Source organism: Bradyrhizobium sp. USDA 4486 (genome assembly GCF_054057995.1).
In genome coordinates this window covers 3,210,986-3,228,189 of record NZ_JBSRZV010000001.1, presented here as the reverse complement: position 1 = coordinate 3,228,189, position 17,204 = coordinate 3,210,986, and the positions used below count along the sequence as shown (strand labels likewise).

The window sequence follows — 17,204 nt, the reverse complement described above, 5'->3', positions numbered from 1 at the left end:
ACCCCACTCCCGATACGGAACCCGGAGCCCACGCAAATCCCGTACCAAAAGCCTACGCCGGCATTTTGCGGTGCAGTATACGCGATCTTGCGTATGCTTGCGCTGCACAAATTCGAGCCATCCTCACGCCACCAATCGCATGTCCTCGAACAATCAGTGGGGTGCTCATGTCAGACGACGCGAATAATAAAGGCTTGTTGTCGCCAATTCGGCGCAAACTATTGATGGGAATGGCTGCTGTCCCGGCCATCACGATGCTGCCGAAGGCGACCTTCGCGCAGGCGCCGGCAACCTCGGCAGTCAACACCACAGGTCTTGCGGTAACCGATACCGAAGTCACCGTCGGCATCCTGCACTCGGCCACTGGTACGATGGCGATCTCGGAAACCGGCTCGATTGAAGCCGAGAAGCTCGCGATCGAGCAGATCAACGCTGCCGGCGGCGTGCTCGGCCGCAAGATCAAGATCATCCAGGAAGACGGCGCCAGCGACTGGCCGACCTTCGCGGAGAAGGCCAAGAAGCTCCTCGTCAACGACAAGGTCGCGGCCATCATGGGCTGCTGGACCTCGGCCTCACGCAAGGCGGTGCTGCCGGTCGTCGAGCAGTATAACGGCATGCTGTACTACCCGACGTTCTACGAAGGCCTCGAGCAGTCCAAGAACGTGATCTACACCGGCCAGGAAGCCACCCAGCAGATCCTCGCCGGCCTGAATTGGATTGCCAAGGAGAAGGGCGCCAAGTCGTTCTTCTTCATCGGCTCGGATTATATCTGGCCGCGCACCTCGAACAAGATCGCGCGCAAGCATGTCGAGAACGTGCTCAAGGGCAAGGTCGTGGGCGAGGAGTACTACGCGCTCGGCAGCACCCAGTTCAATTCGGTGATTAACAAGATCAAGCTGACCAAGCCGGACGTGATCTTCACCGACGTGGTCGGCGGCTCGAACGTCGCCTTCTACAAGCAGCTCAAGGCTGCCGGCATCGATCTCTCCAAGCAGGCGCTGCTGACGATCTCGGTGACCGAGGACGAGATCGACGGCATCGGCGGCGAGAACATCGCGGGTGCCTACGCCTGCATGAAGTACTTCCAGTCGCTCGACAATGCCAACAACAAGGCCTTCGTCGCCGCCTTCAAGAAAATCTGGGGCGAGAAGACCGTGATTGGTGACGTGACGCAGGCAGCCTATCTCGGCCCGTGGCTCTGGAAATTGACGGTCGAAAAAGCCGGCAGCTTCGACGTGGACAAGATCGCGGCCGCCTCGCCGGGCGTGGAATTCAAGGGCGCGCCCGAGGGCTATGTGCGCATCCACGAGAACCATCATCTCTGGTCGAAAACCCGGGTCGGCCGCGCCAAGCTCGATGGTCAGTTCGAGCTGATCTACGAGACCGCCGATCTGGTCGAGCCGGATCCGTTCCCGAAGGGCTACCAGTAAGCGCGCAACCCTTCCGCGATCTTTCCCCCAGCAAGAACTCCCTGGCGCGGACCGTCAATCCGCGTCTCACGACCCCGCGTCGCGATTTCAATCGCGACGCGGGACCCTGTGCCCTCGGACGCGAGACGCTGTCCTCGACGGAGAAACCAGATGTTCGGCGACTATTCGATTGGCGACCTCGGCTCAATCTTCGTCATGCAGGGCTTTGCCGGGCTGATCCTGTTTTCCGTCTATGTGCTGATGGCGCTGGGGCTCGCGATCATCTTCGGCCAGATGGGCGTCATCAACATGGCCCATGGCGAGTTCATGATCCTGGGCGCCTACGTCACCTGGATGACGTCGAATTTCTTCCAGTCCTATCTTCCAAGCCTGTTCAGCGGCTACTTCTTCCTTGCGATGATATTGGCCTTCCTGGCCTCCGGCGCGCTCGGGATGCTGGTCGAATGGGTGCTGATTCGGCACCTCTACAAGCGTCCCCTCGACACGCTACTTGCGACCTGGGGCCTCAGTCTCATGTTGCAGCAGGCCTATCGCTCGATCTTCGGCGCGCGCGAAGTCGGCGTCGAGCTGCCGCAGTGGATGCTCGGTTCGCTCCATGTCACGGACTCCATCGAAGTTCCGATCAACGGCGTCTTCGTGATGGGCCTGACGGTGCTGATCACCATCGGCGTCGCCTACATCATGTTCCGCTCGCGCTGGGGCCGCCAGGTCCGGGCCGTCGTGCAGAACCGCATCATGGCCGGGGCGGTCGGCATCAATACCGCCAAGGTCGACCGCTACACCTTCGCACTGGGCTGCGGCATCGCCGGCGTCGCAGGCTCGGCCTTCACCATGATTGGCTCGACCGGGCCGACATCCGGCCAGCTCTACATCGTCGACACCTTCCTGGTCGTCGTGTTCGGCGGCGCCGCCAGCCTGCTCGGCACTATCGCCTCGGCCTTCTCGATCTCACAGACCCAGTCGACGCTCGAATTCTTCATGTCGGGCTCGATGGCGAAGGTGCTGACGCTGCTCGCGGTGGTCGGAATTCTGATGCTGCGGCCGCAGGGGCTGTTCGCCCTCAAGGTCCGAAAATAACGAAACTGCAGGGGCTCAATCCATGAACGACAGTCGTTTCGCCACGCGTTCGGAGTTGATCGGCATCCTGGTGCTCGCCGCCCTGCTGGTGGTGGTCCTGCCGCTCTGCCTTGACGTCTTCCGCCTCAACCTGGTCGCGAAATATCTCACCTACGCCTTCGTCGCGCTGGGGCTGGTGATCTGCTGGGGCTATGGTGGCATCCTGAGCCTGGGGCAGGGCGTGTTCTTCGGTCTCGGCGGCTACTGCATGGCGATGTTCCTCAAGCTCGAGGCGTCGAGCGTCGAGAACACCAAGATCCAGTCGACGCCGGGCATTCCTGATTTCATGGACTGGAATCAGATCACCGCGCTGCCGTTCTTCTGGAAGCCGTTCCACAGCCTGACCTTCACCATCGCCGCCGTCATCCTGGTGCCGGGCATCTTCGCTCTGATCATCGGTGCTGCGATGTTCAAGCGCCGCGTCGGCGGCACCTACTTCGCGATCATTACGCAGGCGGTCGCTGCGATCCTGACCATCCTGATCGTGGGACAGCAGGGCTACACGGGCGGCATCAACGGCATGACGGACCTCCGCACGCTGAAGGGGTGGGACATCCGTCCCGACCACGCCAAGATCGTGCTCTACTTCTTCGAGGTCGGCCTGCTGTTCGCCTGCATATTCATCGCCCAGTTCGTCCGGCACTCCAAGCTCGGCCGCATTCTGGTGGCAATGCGCGATCAGGAGGACCGTGTCAGGTTCTCCGGCTACAGCGTCGCCAATTTCAAGATCTTCGCCTTCTGCATCGCCGCCATCTTTGCCGCGATCGGCGGCGCGATGTTCGCGCTCAATGTCGGCTTCATGTCGCCGTCCTTTGTCGGCATCGTGCCCTCGATCGAGATGGTGATCTACACCGCCGTCGGCGGCCGGCTCTCGATCCTCGGTGCGGTCTATGGAACGATCCTCGTCAACTTCGCCAAGACCAGCCTCTCCGAGTCGTTTCCCGAGCTCTGGCTGTTCGGCCTCGGCGGCCTGTTCATCGCCGTGGTGCTCGCATTCCCGAACGGCCTCGCCGGCATCTGGGGAGACTACGTCCAGCCGCTGATCAGCAAGCTGATCGGCGCGCGCAAGCCGAAGGGACGGCTGGACCGACAGCTCGGTCGCCGACGGCGCACCGGCAGAGTGAGGAGGATCTTATGCTCATCGGTCATCAGCCAAAGCCCTTCCTGCTCTCGGTCGAAGGCCTCACCGTCTCTTTCGACGGCTTCAAGGCGGTCAACGATCTCTCGTTTTATGTCGAGGAGAACGAGATCCGCGTCATCATAGGTCCTAACGGGGCCGGCAAGACGACCGTGCTCGACTTGATCTGCGGCAAGACCAAGGCGACCTCAGGCTCGATCGAATTCCGCGGCAAGGACCTGACCAAGCTGAAGGAGAACCAGATCGTCAAGGCCGGCGTCGGTCGCAAATTCCAGACCCCGTCGATCTACGACGACCTCACGGTGTTCGAGAATCTGGAGATCTCCTATCCGCGGGGCCGCACCGTGTTCGGCGCGCTCACCTTCACGCGTGACGCTGCAGTGCGTGACCGCGTCCACGAAGTGGCGGAGATGATCTTCCTGAGAGATCGGCTCAATATGAGCGCGGCGCTGCTCAGCCATGGCCAGAAGCAGTGGCTCGAGATGGGTATGCTGCTGATCCAGGATCCGGACTTGCTGATGCTCGACGAGCCGGTGGCCGGCATGAGTGTGTCCGAGCGGGCCAAGACCGCCGAGCTGCTCAACCGCATCATCAAGGACCGCTCGGTGCTGGTCATCGAGCACGACATGAAATTCGTCGAGGACATCGCCCACAAGGTCACGGTGCTGCACCAGGGCCAGATCCTCTCCGAGGGCACAATGGAGAAGGTGAAGAGCGATCCGAAAGTGATCGAAGTTTACCTCGGACACTAGGGAACCCGTCGATGCTGGCAATCAATGATCTTCACGTCGCTTACGGCCAGAGCGAGGTGCTGCATGGTCTCAACGTGTCAGTCGCGCCCAACGAGATCGTCGCGATCATGGGTCGCAACGGAATGGGCAAGACGACGCTGATGAAGTCCCTGATGGGCATCGTGCCGACCAAGAGCGGTTCGGTGACCATGGACGGCACCGAGCTCGGATCGTTGCCGAGCTACGATCGCGTCGCCAAGGGGCTCGCTTATGTACCGCAGGGGCGGATGATCTTTTCGACCATGACGGTGAAGGAGAACATCGAGACGGGCCTGGTCGTGTCAGGCGGCTCCGAGGTTCCCGCGGATATCTACGAGCTGTTTCCGGTGCTGCTGGAGATGAAGGGACGTCGCGGTGGCAATCTCTCCGGTGGGCAACAGCAACAGCTGGCGATCGCGCGGGCGCTCGCGACCAAGCCGAAGGTCTTGCTGCTGGATGAGCCGACCGAAGGCATCCAGCCGTCGATCATCAAGGATATGGCGAAAACGTTGAAGCGCATCCGCGACGAGCGGGGCCTGTCGATTGTCGTCTCGGAGCAGGTCCTCAGCTTTGCGCTCGACATCGCTGACCGCGTGCTCGTGATCGAGAACGGCGAGATCGTGGGGGACGAGCCACGCGACAGCGTCGATGCCGCGCAGATCTCGAAATTCCTGTCCGTCTAATCAGTAAACCAAGGGGAGCATCTCGATGCCAGATACACTGATCAAGGTCGATCTCACCAAGTCGGCCTATGAAAACGACAAGATCCACAACCGTTGGCATCCGGAGGTTCCGATCGTCGAGTGGGTCAGCCCCGGCGACGACTTCATCATCGAGACCGTCGACTGGACCGGCGGCTTCATCAAGAACAACGACTCGGCCGATGACGTGCGCGACATCGACCTGTCGATCGTGCATTTCCTGTCCGGTCCGATCGGCGTCATGGGGGCCGAGCCCGGCGATCTTCTCGTCGTTGATCTGCTCGACGTCGGTCCCCTCAAGGAAAGCCTTTGGGGCTTCAACGGCTTCTTTTCCAAGCAAAATGGCGGCGGCTTTCTGACCGATCACTTCCCGCTGGCGCAGAAGTCGATCTGGGACATCAAGGGTCTCTACACCTCCTCGCGCCACGTGCCCGGCGTGAACTTTGCCGGCCTGATCCATCCCGGTCTGATCGGCTGTCTGCCCGATGCCAAGATGCTCGCGGCGTGGAACGCGCGGGAAGCCGAACTGATCGCGACCAACCCGACCCGTGTGCCGGGTCTTGCCAATCCGCCGTTCGCGCCGACCGCCCATGCCGGCCAAGCCAAAGGTGACGTCAAGGCCAAGATCGGTCTCGAGGGCGCGCGCACGGTGCCGCCCCGCGAGCATGGCGGCAATTGCGATATCAAGGACTTGTCGCGCGGCTCGAAGATCTACTTCCCGGTCTATGTACCCGGCGGCGGTCTATCGATGGGCGATCTCCACTTCAGCCAGGGCGACGGCGAGATCACCTTCTGCGGCGCCATCGAAATGGCTGGCTGGCTGCACATCAAGGTCGACGTCATCAAGGACGGCGTGGCGAAATACGGCATCAAGAACCCCGTATTCAAGCCGTCGCCGATCACGCCGAACTACAAGGACTATCTGATCTTCGAGGGCATCTCGGTGGACGAAGCCGGCAAGCAGCATTACCTCGACGTTCACATCGCCTATCGCCAGGCCTGTCTGAACGCGATCGAATACCTGAAGAAGTTCGGCTACTCCGGGGCCCAAGCCTATTCGATCCTCGGCACCGCGCCATGCCAGGGTCACATCTCCGGCGTGGTCGACGTGCCCAACGCCTGCGCCACGCTGTGGCTGCCGACCGAGATTTTTGACTTCGACGTGACGCCGTCGGCGGCAGGGCCTGTGAAGCATATCACGGGCGACATCCAAATGCCGATCTCGCCTGACAAGTAGTCCCTATGCGAGATGGATGCGGGGCGCGGAGTCCCCGCGTCCGGCGTGCAACAACGAAGGGAGCGACGATGCCCGTCTATGACTATCTCTGCAATGATTGCGGCCCGTTCACCGACATGCGGCCGATGGCGGAATGCGACGAGCCGCAGGATTGTCCACGCTGCGAGATGGAATCGCCGCGTGTGATCCTGACTGCACCGGCGTTCTTCTGCATGCCGGCGGACAAGCGCAAGGCACACGCCACAAACGAGCGCAGCAAGCACGCGCCGAAGACGCTCGATCAGTACAAAGCCGCGCACGGCCCCGGCTGCGGCTGCTGCGGAACCGGCGCGAAGAAGAAGCCGGGACGGATCGTGACCAGGAGCAAGAGCGGCGCCGTCGGCTTCCCGACCGCGCGGCCCTGGATGATCAGCCACTGAATGCCGCGCGGCCATCGCGCCGTCAACAAGCTCAAACCGGAACAGAAGGGCGCTTCAAATGCTTCACGGTGACATTTCTTCCAGCAATGACGTGGTCGGCGTCGCAGTCGTCAACTACAAGATGCCGCGGCTGCACACCAAGGCAGAGGTGCTCGACAACGCTCGCAAGATCGCCGACATGGTCGTAGGTATGAAGCTCGGCCTGCCGGGCATGGACCTCGTCATCTTCCCGGAGTATTCGACCCACGGCATCATGTACGATGCCAAGGAGATGTATGAGACAGCCTCGCAGGTGCCGGGAGAGGAGACCGCGATCTTTGCGGAAGCCTGCCGCAAGGCGAAGGTGTGGGGCGTGTTCTCGCTGACCGGCGAGCGCCACGAGGAGCACCCGCACAAGGCGCCCTACAACACGCTGATCCTCATGAACGACAAGGGCGAGATCGTGCAGAAGTATCGCAAGATCATGCCCTGGGTGCCGATCGAGGGCTGGTATCCCGGCAACTGCACCTATGTCTCCGACGGCCCGAAAGGCCTGAAGATCAGCCTGATCATCTGCGATGACGGCAACTATCCGGAGATCTGGCGCGACTGCGCGATGAAGGGCGCGGAGCTGATCGTGCGCTGCCAAGGCTACATGTATCCGGCCAAGGAGCAACAGGTAATGATTTCCAAGGCAATGGCGTGGGCGAACAATGTCTATGTCGCGGTGGCCAACGCGGCGGGCTTCGACGGCGTCTACTCCTATTTCGGCCACTCCGCGATCGTCGGCTTCGATGGCCGAACCTTGGGCGAGACAGGGGAAGAGGAATACGGCATCCAGTATGCCGGCCTGTCGAAGAGCCTGATCCGCGATGCCCGTCGCAACAACCAGTCGCAGAACCATCTGTTCAAGCTCTTGCATCGCGGCTACACCGGCATGATCAATTCCGGCGAAAGCGCCAAAGGCCTCGCCGCCTGTCCCTACGATTTCTATTCGAAGTGGATCGCCGACCCCGAAGGGACACGCGACATGGTCGAGGCGATGACCCGCCCGATGGTCGGCACCGAGGAATGCCCGATCGAGGGCATTCCAAACGAGAAGTCCGCGACGAATTACTAGGCATTCTGCTGCATCGGGTACTGACCGGCGCGAGGAACAGCCGGCGCAGCGATGATCAAGAGAAAGAGAGATGTGAGGGGTCTCACACGCGGATTTCGAGTGTTGCACTAGTCAGAGGTTGGACCCTCGCAGAACCGCAGGCGGCTCGTATGAAGCTCCTGATGATCTCTGGCCTGGCCGCGCTGACCGTTTTCGTCGCCGCGGCGAACATGTCATCGCATCCACTATCGGCGAGTCGCACGTCGGTGGCAGGGAAGCCGCCTTTGCTAGAGATGCAGGTGCAACGAAACAAATTGCCGGTTGAAGACTTCGCAGATCGCTCTCTTGTGTTTCCAAGGGGAACACAGCAGTGAGAAGTCGGCGCGTCTCAAACCAATAGTGATCGAACGGGACGACCTGGTCGGCTCAAATGCCTTCGAGCAGGTTCGACGCGCCAAGCGGTGCGTCGCGGCGCGGTCGCCGCAAGCACTGATTCAAGGGCTCATGAAAATCGGATCAATCCGGATGGGGTCGCCAAGCAGCCCCAAAGATTGAAGCTGCGCGCGGTGGACGTCGACTTCAAGGGTAGCCAAGAGTAGGGTCAACACTGCGACGACGTAGATGAGGAGGGGCGATGCGCGCTGGGCGCCGGGATCGCGATTTCGCGGCAGCAACGCGCAAAGGTGCCGCAACCGCGAGATGAGCTGCAGATAGGCCTTCGGGCGTATTTGCATGTCCGGCCTCGGTCCGTGAGGCGCCTTTGGGTAGACTGCGACTGCGTGGATCGCCATTCAAGACGCCGCTTGTCGCACCTGGAACCCAATACGAGGTACCCTCGTTGAGCTGGATCAATTGGGTGCGCTTTTGCCCAGAAGCCGAATCCCCCGGCGGCCAATGGATTTGACATTGCGTCTCATCACCGCCGTTCTAAGGGCATCGCTGCTCCTCCCGCTGCTGCCGGCGCACGCGCAATTGGCGGGGCACGGCGGGCCTGTCCGCGCGATCGCCGTGTCAGCCGACGGCAAGACAGTCTTGTCGGGCAGCTTCGACACTGCCGCGATCCGATGGTCCCTGGCAACCGAGTCCGCCGAGCAGGTTCTTCGCTTCCATTCGGGTGCGGTGAATGCGGCTGCCTTCCTCGGAGACGGGCGAATGGCAACGGCCGGTACGGACGGCCAGATTGCCATCTGGGCGCGGGACCGGCTGCAACCAGATGTGGTTGTCGTCGGTCATACGGGACCCATTGTCGGGCTCGCCGTTTCACCCGATGGATCGAAGCTGGCATCGGCCTCGTGGGATCACACCGTCCGGATTTCATCGCTGTCCGACGGTCGGATGAGCGTGCTGCAAGGTCACGCGCAAGGGGTCAACGGCGTGGCCTTTGCGCCCGACGGAAAAACGCTGGTGAGCGTTGGCTACGATCTGACAGTGCGCATTTGGCCTCTGCCGGGCGGCAGCCCCGAGATCGTTGTGATGCCGGCGCCGCTGAATGCACTCGCCATCGCGCCCGATGGCGAAATCGTCACCGGTGCGGCAGACGGCAAGCTGCGCATGATGACCGCCGATGGCAAGGAGAACGGCGAGGTCATGGTTGCCGTCAGGCCGATCGTGGCGCTGGCGATCTCACCGGACGGTGTTTTGATCGCCGCAGGAGCAGTCGACGGCAGCGTCGCGATCATCGATCGCAAGGCGCGCAACGTGATGCGCACGCTCGCTGGGTTGAGGGCGCCGGTCTGGTCGGTTGCATTCTTGCCCGATGGGACGACGCTCCTGACTGGCGGCGCCGACGGCAAGATCAGGCGCTGGAATGCGCTGGCCGGAGCGGCGATGGGCTCGAGCGTGCTGGGCACGCCGGCGGATCCGCTCGCTGCCTATGCCGGCGATTACGGCGCCGAGATCTTCAGGGCCTGTGTCGCCTGCCATACATTGTCGGACGCTGAGGTGCAGCGTGCCGGACCGACGCTTGCGGGGCTCTTCGGCCGGAGGATCGCCTCGCTTCCCGGCTATCACTACTCGGACGCGCTCAAGGCGATGGATATCGTCTGGACGCCGGAGACCGTCTCAAGATTGTTCGAGATCGGGCCGAACGCCTACACGCCCGGCACCAAGATGCCGGAGCAGCGCATCGGCTCGGCCGAGGATCGCCGTGCGCTCACGGACTTTCTGGCCCGTGCGACGTCGAAATAGCTGGCAACAACGCTCTAAGCTAAGGCGCGATGAGATTGGGATGAAACGTCATCACGCTTTAGGTTGTTGTTTGCGCATGATCTTTTTGGAGAGCGGCTTCGCACTTTTCCGGATCGTGCTTTAATACCCTGGCCATTGCTCCACGGGAATGTTTGTCAGCGCCGGGTTCTCCTTGAGCATGCGAGCCACGTCGATGCTGGGATGTTCCTTGAGCGCCGTCACGACACACTGGTTGACGTATTTCCGGCGCGACAGCCACTTGACCTTTTTGCCCTTTGCCTCGGCCTTGCAGGCGACGATCGCCTGTTTGAGCGCGACCTTTTCCGCCCTGGTGAGGGCGACGGCCTCGACGGCTGTGCCGGCGAGGGCCGTGATGGCAAGGCACGTCGCAACACCCATCTTGGAGCGAGGCATGCGGCTACTCCTTATTCTCGCGTTGACGCAAATAGTCATCCGTCGTCCGTGGTGGCGCGCGTTCCGGAACGTCCTGGATCGGATCGAACTGTTCTTCGCTCATGACAATGACGCGGCAATCGGCGCACATCCGCAAGGCTTGGGTTCGACGGTCCCCGCTTGGATACATCCAATGGCGTCCCTCGAGCTTTGTCGCGATCCGATCGATGGTGCTCTTCACGCCGAAGGGGGTGCCGCAGCGAACGCAAAGGGCCGGTTCTTCTTCCTTGATCACGCGCGCAGGCGCGCGCCTGGCCCGGAAGTCGATCTGCGGGGTGAGCGTGATGACCTTCTCAGGACAGGTGCTCTGGCACAGACCGCACTGTACGCAGGCGTCCTCCACGAATTTGAGCACGGGACGCTCAGGATCGGCGCGCAGCGCGCCGGTCGGGCAGACAGAAACACAGGACAGGCACAGCGTGCAGCCACCGGAGTCGACGGTGATTGCACCGATGGGTGCGCCATCGGGCAAGGCGATCACGTCGACCGGCTTGGGCGCGAGGCGATGCAATTCGCTCAGGCCTAAGCGAAGCAGATCGCCACGCTTGCCGACTGTCCGGAAAGTCGCTGGACTCTCGATGCCGGCGAGGGAACCGATCCCCATCAGTTGGTCAGCCAGGGTGTCGGGATCGCCGGTTTCGATCGTGGTCACGCGGCGGCCGTCAAATCCGAGCCCGGCGAGGATAGTCTCGGCCATGACGATCGTCTGCAAAAGTCCTGACACGCCGTGTCGCGGCTTGGCGCGGAGGAGGAACCGCACCGCCGCCGCGCCATATGCAAATGCGCCGATAACGGCCTCCAAGCCGACCTGCGTCAACTCGTTGACGGCGAGGGGAAGCACGTTGGCCGGCAATCCGTCGCCATGACGGGCGAGCGCATCGATCAGCGGCGTGCCGTGCTGGCTGTCGTGCAACAGCAGCACCGGATGCGTGCCGCCGGCCTCGCGATAGGCGAGCAACATGGCGCGAAGGATCTGCAATTGAGTGTCGGCGGGCGGCAGCGCGTAGGATGCGGCTCCCGTGGGGCAGGCGGCTGCGCATTGCCCACAACCTGCGCAGACTTCTGCTTTGACAGCGACATGGTCGCCGTCCGGCGCAATCGCGCCGGTCGGGCATAAGTCAAGGCAGCGATGGCATCCGGTCAGCTTCGAGCGCGAATGCGCGCAGAGGCTGGCTGTGAAGTCGACATATCTCGGCTTGTCGAAACGTCCGACGAGATCGCGAGCGGCAAGCACCGCGCGTAGCATCGCTGCGGGATCTCCCGGATCGGCGCGGAGATAGCCGTCCCGCAGGTCGTGGGCGGGAAACAGCGGTGGCTCGCCGGAGAGGTCGAGCACCAGATCGCAGCGCGAGGTCGCACCGTTGCGCTCGGTCTCGAACACGAGGTAGTCGCGCGAAGAGGGACGCGGTTGCGCGTAGTTGTCGATTGTGAGCTCGAAGGCACCAAAATAGCCCCGCGCGTTGCGGATCGTGCCCTTCACGATCGGAAACACTGCCGCGGCAGGTGGCGTAACGTCCGTCGGCTGCCTGAGCATGACCGTGACATCGAGATGGTCTGCGAGCAGCTGCCCGGCTTCGATCGCGGCCTCGTCGCGCCCATAGATCAGGACGATGCCGTCACTCGACAATGTGACCAGCGGATAGTCGGGTGCGGGAATCGCAGCGGCGGCCAGCAGAGCGGCCATCTTCGCACCCGCATTCGCGCCATCGCGCGACCAGCCCGCCGTCTCTCGGATGTTGACGAAAGTAATGCCGTCAGGGCGGTCGCCGGCTTCATCGGTGAACTGCGCAGCCTGCTGCGTGCAGGCGACCGTCAGCGGGCCATCCGCCTTTGCCGCGTTGCGGAAATGATCGAGCTCTGCGCCGCAGAGATGGCGAAAGCTCCTGATCTCGCAGTTGGAGCATCCACGCTGGATAGCGGCCGTGTCAAGGCGCATCGTGCCTTCACACGAGCAGATCAGGACGGTCTTCGCTGGCTGGTCCAGGTGAATCCCTCCGTCAGTGCGGCGCCGACTTACGGACTCGCGCCGTTCCTGCACCTCGTATAGATTTTCACTATCGGGAAGAAAAGGAAAGTGGAGGACGGCCTTGCGGTCGACCCCAACCAGTGCCGTTTCCCTGGCGGAACCGATCCGTCTGCCGCCGCCCTTCACGCTCGTCCGGTTGCGTGAGAGCGGAGACGCCTTTTCCCATGCTTGCGGCATTGCACCCAAGAGCGGCGCGGGTACGCTGGTGTACGTCGGGCGGTTCGATCTTGCCGAATTCGCTGTGGTGCTCGAGCCGAGCGAACCCTTCAGCACCGCGCGACGCGCCCTTTATGCGGGCATGGTCGCGCTCACCGACGCACTTCGCGCCTACGCGCCGCCGAACAAGACCGTCGCGATCAGCTGGCCCGACGCGGTCGAGATCGACGGCGCGCTGGTCGGCGGTGCGCGGATGGGGTGGCCATCGTCCGCGCGCGAGAATGAGCGGCCCGCATGGCTGGTGTTTGGCGCCATGATCCGGACGGTCGCCATGGCCGATCAGGGACCCGGCGTTCGTCCGCTCGCGTCCACGCTGGATGAGGAGGGGTTCGGCGAGGCGGGCGCCGTGCAGGTGACCGAGAGTTTTGCACGGCACCTGATGCGGGTGATCGATCGTTGGCAGGTCGATGGCTTTGACAGTGTCGCACGCGACTATCTCAGCCGGGTTCCCCATGAGCAGCGAACCGTCCTGGGAATCGGCGAGAACGGCGACCTCCTCACGCGTCACGTTGGTACCGGCAGAGTTGAGCGGAGCGAGCTCGTCAAAGCGCTCGCTACGCCAGCCTGGCTCGATCCGAGACTCGGAGGGCCAAGGCGGTGACAAGGGCTGTGAAACTGCTGCGCGCCATAGCGCTCGATCCTTCCGACACATTCGTGTTCGACGCGGCGGCAGAGCCCGGCGAATGGGTCGTCTCCGGCGCGTTCCGCTTCTGCGATCAGGATCCGGTGACTTTGAGCGGCAAGGCGCGCGCGGCGTTCCGCAGCGGCCTTCTCGGGGTGCAATCCTGGGGGTGGTCGACGCTGGCGCAGATCGTGCCGGCAACGGAGAGCGATTGCCGGGCGCTGATCGAGCTCCTCGCCGGGCGACTCATCGATCGTTTCAGCGCGCCGGATCTGGCAACCGCGCGGGCGGCCGCCGAAGAAGAGGTCGTCTTCGTGCAGTCGCTCTGCACGCATCCGATCAGTTCGCTCATTGCCGTCCACCGCTCGGTGAGCGACGGCGAAATCCGTGAGTCGTTCCGCAGGCTGCAGCTGCGGCAGGGGCAGCGGCACGGCAAGGCGTTCTCGTTCATGGAAGCCGAGGATGATGTTGAGCCCGATAGCAATGTCAGGCTTGCCGATATGGGCCAGGAGCAGAATCGATGAATGATTTCTGGATCTCATGCGGCCATCATCTGCTCGATCGCGAGGCGGGCGGTGGGCTTTGCGTCACCGACGAGTTCCTGAAGGCCTATTTCGTCCGGCCCGAGCTGAGTCCGCCGGACGAAGCATGCCCGGTCGAGCGACGGCTGCACCGCGAGCTGCTTGTTGCTCCCCGCCGGGAGGTCAGTGCGGATGAAATTGCAGCGATCGTTGATGCGGATGCCCGGGAGAACTGGCGGCTCGTGCTTGCGGTTCGCGATCTCCTGGTGAGACATCCGACGCTGGAAGCTGCCTATCTTGCAACGGTCCGGCCGGGGACGAGCCGTTTGCCGCCCCTGTTCGTCAATCAACTCGTGCATGTCATTTTGCGCAATGCGCTGGATGGCTGCGATGACCTTTTCGTGTTGCGCGCCGCCGAGTTGTTCTTCCGCCAACAGCGCATCCTGCCGCAAGAACGGGTCCTGCTGCTCGGCGACGAGGAGGTCGTCGGCGGGCGGAGTCCGACCCCGATGCTCTCGCTGATGTCGATGCTCGGGGCCGTGACCGATGCCGAGCTGGACGTCCTGAGCGAGGGCAATGCCGACGACTACTGGCACCGCAGCGACCGTTTCGACATGGCTTTCGATCTCACCGCGGGCGGGCGCGGGCCGAGGGCATTGGCGCGGGCGATGGCGCGCTGGATCTCCCATCTGCTCGGGATTGAGGTGGATATTGAGCCGCTGCGCGAACTGCGTGATGCGAGGCTCACCTGGTATGTCGGGTTAGATGCCGATGCGACCAGGCTCGGCGACCGTCTCTGGCATGGCGAACAACTCGACGACCGCAGCGCCGGCCGTGTGCTTTCATTGTTCCGCCTGACGTTTGCAGACACGAGTGCAGTCGCGGACGAGATGCAGGGCGAGCCGGTCTATCTCATTCTGTCGATGGATCCCAATCAGCAGCTCCGGATGAAGCCGCAGAATTTGCTGACGGGGCTGCCGATCAAACACCTGGAGATGGTGACGTGAGCCCGGCCGCGCTGCCAATTGTGTGCATCCCCGTCGGCATCGTGGTCGAGCGGTACAGGGCGGACTCGCCGTGGACTGACTTTATCTGGCGCGCCGTCGCCGTGCTGCCGGATGAGCCGGACACGAAGTCCTGGACGGTTCTGCGCGAAGAGAGCGGCAGGACGCTGTTCTATGCCGGCAGTGCTACGGTCGATCTCTACAGTTCCGAGACGGCGCGCTATCGTGACAATCTCGCTTCGGGTAACCCGAGCATCTGGACCGTGTTGTCGCCCGCGGAAGGCGCTTGGCCCTATTCGGTGGCTGCCGCCACCGCCGATCCCGCGGAAGGCGAGGCATTCACGGAGTCCGGCGCGAACCTGGTCGAGGCCGTCCCCATGCCGGCGGCCCTGCGTGAGCAGATTGAAAGCGTCATTGCCGAGTACCACGTCGAACGGGAATTCTTCAAACGCAAGCGGCGGCAGGCCGATCCGGAAGCGCTGGCGAGTCGGCAACAAAAAGGCGGACACGAATGACCGAGGACAAGTTCCTGGCGCGCTGGTCCCGTCGCAAGCAGGAAGCAAAGACGAACGGTCGCCAACCGGATCCGGCAATCCCCGACGACATGCAGTCGGCACCGCCTCCTGTCGTGAAAAACGACGAAGCAGAGTTCGATCTTTCGAGCCTGCCTTCGATCGATTCGATCACGTCCGTAACGGACATTAGGGAATTCCTGCGCAAGGGGATTCCGCAGGAGCTGACGCGTGCGGCGCTTCGTCGCGCGTGGAGGGCCGATCCCGCCATTCGCGACTTCGTCGGGCTTGCGGAAAACGCCTGGGACTTCAACGATCCGGCCGCGATGCCGGGCTTTGGCCCGCTGGATTGCTCGGAGGCAGAGCTGGCTGCGGTCGTGGACAGGATCTTCGGCGGCCTCAGCAAGTCAGCCGAGATGGTGTCTGAGACTTCGGTTGAAGTCACGGATTCTTCGCCGGAATTGCGGCAGGTCGAGAGATCGAGTGGTGAGATCGTCGTCGAACAAGCCGCGGCCGCACCTGTTGGTGCTGCATCGCAACTAACGGCCGCTGAAAGTACTGAAAGCGGACAACCGTCGAGTCCTCGCCGCAGGCATGGCGGAGCGCTGCCCCGCTAGACCCCGACGAAAGGCCATAGCCCCAGACTATGGGGAGGACATTGACCCTCCGCTGGGCCAGGACTACGCTTGCTCTAGCGCTTTGTAGCAAAAGCAAAATCAGCACCCGGGACTTGGATGGAGGTCCACGTGCGTGATGATGGCCTTGAGCGAGCCATTTGCGCCGCAGGCGGCGTTGCAGGTCTTGCGCGCAAAATCGGCATCAGCCAACCATCCGTTTCGAACTGGAACAAGGTGCCCGCACAACGGGTGATTGCGGTCGAAGCGGCGACCGGCGTATCGCGCACTGACTTGCGGCCTGATCTGTATAGGGAGCCGCTTCCGTCCGAAGCGTTGCCTGAACCCGTTGATGCGGCGCGCGCCCAGGAATATCTGCTGCTCGCGACGCTCTTGTCCGCGGCACCGTCAAGAATCCTGCTCGATCAACTGGCCGCATTGAGCGGCGATGCAACGCCGCTCGGTCGCGCGCATGCCGGCCTGGCCGCAGCCGCTGCCAATGCAGTCGCAGCCAAGGTTGAGCGCGAATATTTCGATCTGTTCGTCGGTCTCGGCCGCGGCGAGCTCTTGCCCTATGCCTCCTATTACCTGACTGGATTCCTCAACGAGCGGCCGCTGTCGCGCCTGCGCGCCGATCTCGCCGCGTCCGGAATCGAGCGCGCCGCGAACAATTCGGAGCCGGAAGATCACGCCGCCATCGTGTGCGAGATCATGGCGGGCTTCGCGGGAGGCCGCTTCCCGGCGTCGTTCGAGGCGCAGCGCGCATTCTTTGACAAACATATCGGGCCCTGGATGGGGCAGCTGTTCGCCCACATCGAGCGCGCGGAGAGCGCCATCTTCTATCGTGCGGTCGGCGCGCTCGGTCGCGCCTTTATCGAGATCGAGACGGAAGCATTCACGTTCGCCAGCTGACCTGCACCGGCAGGTCCAGGAGAGATGCGATGGGTGAAGACAGGAAAACCACAGTCGGGCGTCGCGATTTCCTGCGCAAGGTCAGCGTCGGCACGGTGGGCGCCGGCGCGACGCTTGCGACACCGCTGGTCGGGTCCGCGCAGGCTGATGGTGAAACCAGCGATGAGAAGCGCAAGGCGCGCTACAAGGAAACCGATCACATCAAGGCCTTCTATCGCGTCAATCGCTATCCGGCCAAGGGAGGTTGA

Annotated in this window: 19 protein-coding genes and 1 pseudogene; 17 read left to right on the top strand and 3 right to left on the bottom strand. The window is 62.8% G+C overall.

Going from position 1 to position 17,204, the window contains the following annotated elements; genetic code table 11:
• The first annotated feature begins 167 nt into the window (after nt 1-167).
• The 9 genes and pseudogenes from urtA (at nt 168) to ACVWY3_RS16005 (ending at nt 8,263) form a co-directional block, all read left to right on the top strand.
• Nucleotides 168-1,430 (top strand): urea ABC transporter substrate-binding protein, encoded by a 1,263-nt coding sequence (gene urtA, locus ACVWY3_RS16045; RefSeq protein WP_456839305.1) that lies wholly within the window; start codon nt 168-170, stop codon nt 1,428-1,430.
• Between the two features lie 150 nt (nt 1,431-1,580).
• Nucleotides 1,581-2,507, top strand: coding sequence for an urea ABC transporter permease subunit UrtB (gene urtB, locus ACVWY3_RS16040; RefSeq protein ID WP_027557089.1), 927 nt, complete (start codon nt 1,581-1,583; stop codon nt 2,505-2,507).
• Nucleotides 2,508-2,529: 22 nt separating this feature from the next.
• Nucleotides 2,530-3,670 (top strand): annotated as a pseudogene (urtC, locus tag ACVWY3_RS16035) (urea ABC transporter permease subunit UrtC).
• A 10-nt stretch (nt 3,671-3,680) separates the two neighbouring features.
• Nucleotides 3,681-4,436, top strand: coding sequence for an urea ABC transporter ATP-binding protein UrtD (gene urtD, locus ACVWY3_RS16030; RefSeq protein WP_456839304.1), 756 nt, complete (start codon nt 3,681-3,683; stop codon nt 4,434-4,436).
• A gap of 11 nt (nt 4,437-4,447) precedes the next feature.
• A complete protein-coding gene (gene urtE / locus ACVWY3_RS16025; protein ID WP_456839303.1) occupies nt 4,448-5,137 on the top strand; it encodes an urea ABC transporter ATP-binding subunit UrtE in 690 nt (229 codons plus the stop codon).
• A 25-nt stretch (nt 5,138-5,162) separates the two neighbouring features.
• Complete coding sequence (gene fmdA / locus ACVWY3_RS16020) at nt 5,163-6,392, top strand: formamidase (RefSeq protein ID WP_456839302.1); 1,230 nt, start codon at nt 5,163-5,165, stop codon at nt 6,390-6,392.
• Between the two features lie 68 nt (nt 6,393-6,460).
• Entirely contained in the window at nt 6,461-6,811 is a 351-nt protein-coding gene (locus ACVWY3_RS16015) for an FmdB family zinc ribbon protein (RefSeq protein ID WP_456839301.1), read from the top strand.
• A 58-nt stretch (nt 6,812-6,869) separates the two neighbouring features.
• Nucleotides 6,870-7,910 carry an aliphatic amidase gene (locus ACVWY3_RS16010; RefSeq protein ID WP_456839300.1) on the top strand — a complete coding sequence of 347 codons (1,041 nt, stop codon included), beginning with the start codon at nt 6,870-6,872 and terminating at the stop codon, nt 7,908-7,910.
• A 149-nt stretch (nt 7,911-8,059) separates the two neighbouring features.
• Entirely contained in the window at nt 8,060-8,263 is a 204-nt protein-coding gene (locus tag ACVWY3_RS16005) for a hypothetical protein (protein WP_456839299.1), read from the top strand.
• Nucleotides 8,264-8,383: 120 nt separating this feature from the next.
• Here ACVWY3_RS16005 and ACVWY3_RS16000 read toward each other — a convergent pair whose 3' ends face one another.
• Nucleotides 8,384-8,623, bottom strand: coding sequence for a hypothetical protein (locus tag ACVWY3_RS16000; RefSeq protein ID WP_456839298.1), 240 nt, complete (start codon nt 8,621-8,623; stop codon nt 8,384-8,386).
• A 160-nt stretch (nt 8,624-8,783) separates the two neighbouring features.
• Between ACVWY3_RS16000 and ACVWY3_RS15995 the strand changes: the two genes are divergently transcribed.
• Entirely contained in the window at nt 8,784-10,076 is a 1,293-nt protein-coding gene (locus ACVWY3_RS15995; protein WP_456839297.1) for a c-type cytochrome, read from the top strand.
• Between the two features lie 120 nt (nt 10,077-10,196).
• On the opposite strand, the gene ACVWY3_RS15990 is transcribed toward ACVWY3_RS15995, so the two are convergent.
• Both ACVWY3_RS15990 and ACVWY3_RS15985 read right to left on the bottom strand, forming a co-directional pair.
• Nucleotides 10,197-10,490 (bottom strand): hypothetical protein, encoded by a 294-nt coding sequence (locus ACVWY3_RS15990; protein ID WP_456839296.1) that lies wholly within the window; start codon nt 10,488-10,490, stop codon nt 10,197-10,199.
• A gap of 4 nt (nt 10,491-10,494) precedes the next feature.
• Entirely contained in the window at nt 10,495-12,465 is a 1,971-nt protein-coding gene (locus ACVWY3_RS15985) for a 4Fe-4S dicluster domain-containing protein (protein WP_456839295.1), read from the bottom strand.
• A 151-nt stretch (nt 12,466-12,616) separates the two neighbouring features.
• Here ACVWY3_RS15985 and ACVWY3_RS15980 point away from each other — a divergent pair, with 151 nt between their 5' ends.
• From ACVWY3_RS15980 to ACVWY3_RS15950, 7 genes are all read left to right on the top strand, one after another.
• Nucleotides 12,617-13,372, top strand: a complete 756-nt coding sequence (locus ACVWY3_RS15980) for a biotin/lipoate--protein ligase family protein (protein WP_456839294.1) — start codon at nt 12,617-12,619, stop codon at nt 13,370-13,372.
• Nucleotides 13,373-13,380: 8 nt separating this feature from the next.
• Nucleotides 13,381-13,917 (top strand): DUF6505 family protein, encoded by a 537-nt coding sequence (locus tag ACVWY3_RS15975; protein ID WP_456839293.1) that lies wholly within the window; start codon nt 13,381-13,383, stop codon nt 13,915-13,917.
• On the top strand, nt 13,914-14,921 hold the full coding sequence (locus ACVWY3_RS15970) for a DUF6352 family protein (RefSeq protein WP_456839292.1): 1,008 nt from the start codon (nt 13,914-13,916) through the stop codon (nt 14,919-14,921). The genes ACVWY3_RS15975 and ACVWY3_RS15970 overlap by 4 nt, the downstream gene beginning before the upstream one ends.
• The gene (locus ACVWY3_RS15965) at nt 14,918-15,433 is read left to right on the top strand and encodes a DUF3305 domain-containing protein (RefSeq protein WP_456839291.1); all 516 of its coding nucleotides are present in this window, start codon (nt 14,918-14,920) and stop codon (nt 15,431-15,433) included. The genes ACVWY3_RS15970 and ACVWY3_RS15965 overlap by 4 nt, the downstream gene beginning before the upstream one ends.
• The gene (locus ACVWY3_RS15960; protein ID WP_456839290.1) at nt 15,430-16,047 is read left to right on the top strand and encodes a DUF3306 domain-containing protein; all 618 of its coding nucleotides are present in this window, start codon (nt 15,430-15,432) and stop codon (nt 16,045-16,047) included. The genes ACVWY3_RS15965 and ACVWY3_RS15960 overlap by 4 nt, the downstream gene beginning before the upstream one ends.
• A 117-nt stretch (nt 16,048-16,164) precedes the next feature.
• Nucleotides 16,165-16,956: a molecular chaperone TorD family protein gene (locus tag ACVWY3_RS15955; RefSeq protein ID WP_456839289.1), complete on the top strand. Its 792-nt coding sequence runs from the start codon at nt 16,165-16,167 to the stop codon at nt 16,954-16,956.
• 29 nt (nt 16,957-16,985) lie between these two features.
• The gene (locus ACVWY3_RS15950) at nt 16,986-17,204 is read left to right on the top strand and encodes a twin-arginine translocation signal domain-containing protein (protein WP_456839288.1); all 219 of its coding nucleotides are present in this window, start codon (nt 16,986-16,988) and stop codon (nt 17,202-17,204) included.

Bases quoted from the DNA above. Each gene is read 5' to 3' on its own strand.
- urtA (WP_456839305.1), top strand. From the start codon at position 168: ATGTCAGACGACGCGAATAATAAAGGCTTGTTGTCGCCAATTCGGCGC.
- urtB (WP_027557089.1), top strand. From the start codon at position 1,581: ATGTTCGGCGACTATTCGATTGGCGACCTCGGCTCAATCTTCGTCATG.
- urtD (WP_456839304.1), top strand. From the start codon at position 3,681: ATGCTCATCGGTCATCAGCCAAAGCCCTTCCTGCTCTCGGTCGAAGGC.
- urtE (WP_456839303.1), top strand. From the start codon at position 4,448: ATGCTGGCAATCAATGATCTTCACGTCGCTTACGGCCAGAGCGAGGTG.
- fmdA (WP_456839302.1), top strand. From the start codon at position 5,163: ATGCCAGATACACTGATCAAGGTCGATCTCACCAAGTCGGCCTATGAA.
- ACVWY3_RS16015 (WP_456839301.1), top strand. From the start codon at position 6,461: ATGCCCGTCTATGACTATCTCTGCAATGATTGCGGCCCGTTCACCGAC.
- ACVWY3_RS16010 (WP_456839300.1), top strand. From the start codon at position 6,870: ATGCTTCACGGTGACATTTCTTCCAGCAATGACGTGGTCGGCGTCGCA.
- ACVWY3_RS16005 (WP_456839299.1), top strand. From the start codon at position 8,060: ATGAAGCTCCTGATGATCTCTGGCCTGGCCGCGCTGACCGTTTTCGTC.
- ACVWY3_RS16000 (WP_456839298.1), bottom strand. From the start codon at position 8,623: ATGCAAATACGCCCGAAGGCCTATCTGCAGCTCATCTCGCGGTTGCGG.
- ACVWY3_RS15995 (WP_456839297.1), top strand. From the start codon at position 8,784: ATGGATTTGACATTGCGTCTCATCACCGCCGTTCTAAGGGCATCGCTG.
- ACVWY3_RS15990 (WP_456839296.1), bottom strand. From the start codon at position 10,490: ATGCCTCGCTCCAAGATGGGTGTTGCGACGTGCCTTGCCATCACGGCC.
- ACVWY3_RS15985 (WP_456839295.1), bottom strand. From the start codon at position 12,465: ATGCGCCTTGACACGGCCGCTATCCAGCGTGGATGCTCCAACTGCGAG.
- ACVWY3_RS15970 (WP_456839292.1), top strand. From the start codon at position 13,914: ATGAATGATTTCTGGATCTCATGCGGCCATCATCTGCTCGATCGCGAG.
- ACVWY3_RS15960 (WP_456839290.1), top strand. From the start codon at position 15,430: ATGACCGAGGACAAGTTCCTGGCGCGCTGGTCCCGTCGCAAGCAGGAA.
- ACVWY3_RS15955 (WP_456839289.1), top strand. From the start codon at position 16,165: ATGGAGGTCCACGTGCGTGATGATGGCCTTGAGCGAGCCATTTGCGCC.
- ACVWY3_RS15950 (WP_456839288.1), top strand. From the start codon at position 16,986: ATGGGTGAAGACAGGAAAACCACAGTCGGGCGTCGCGATTTCCTGCGC.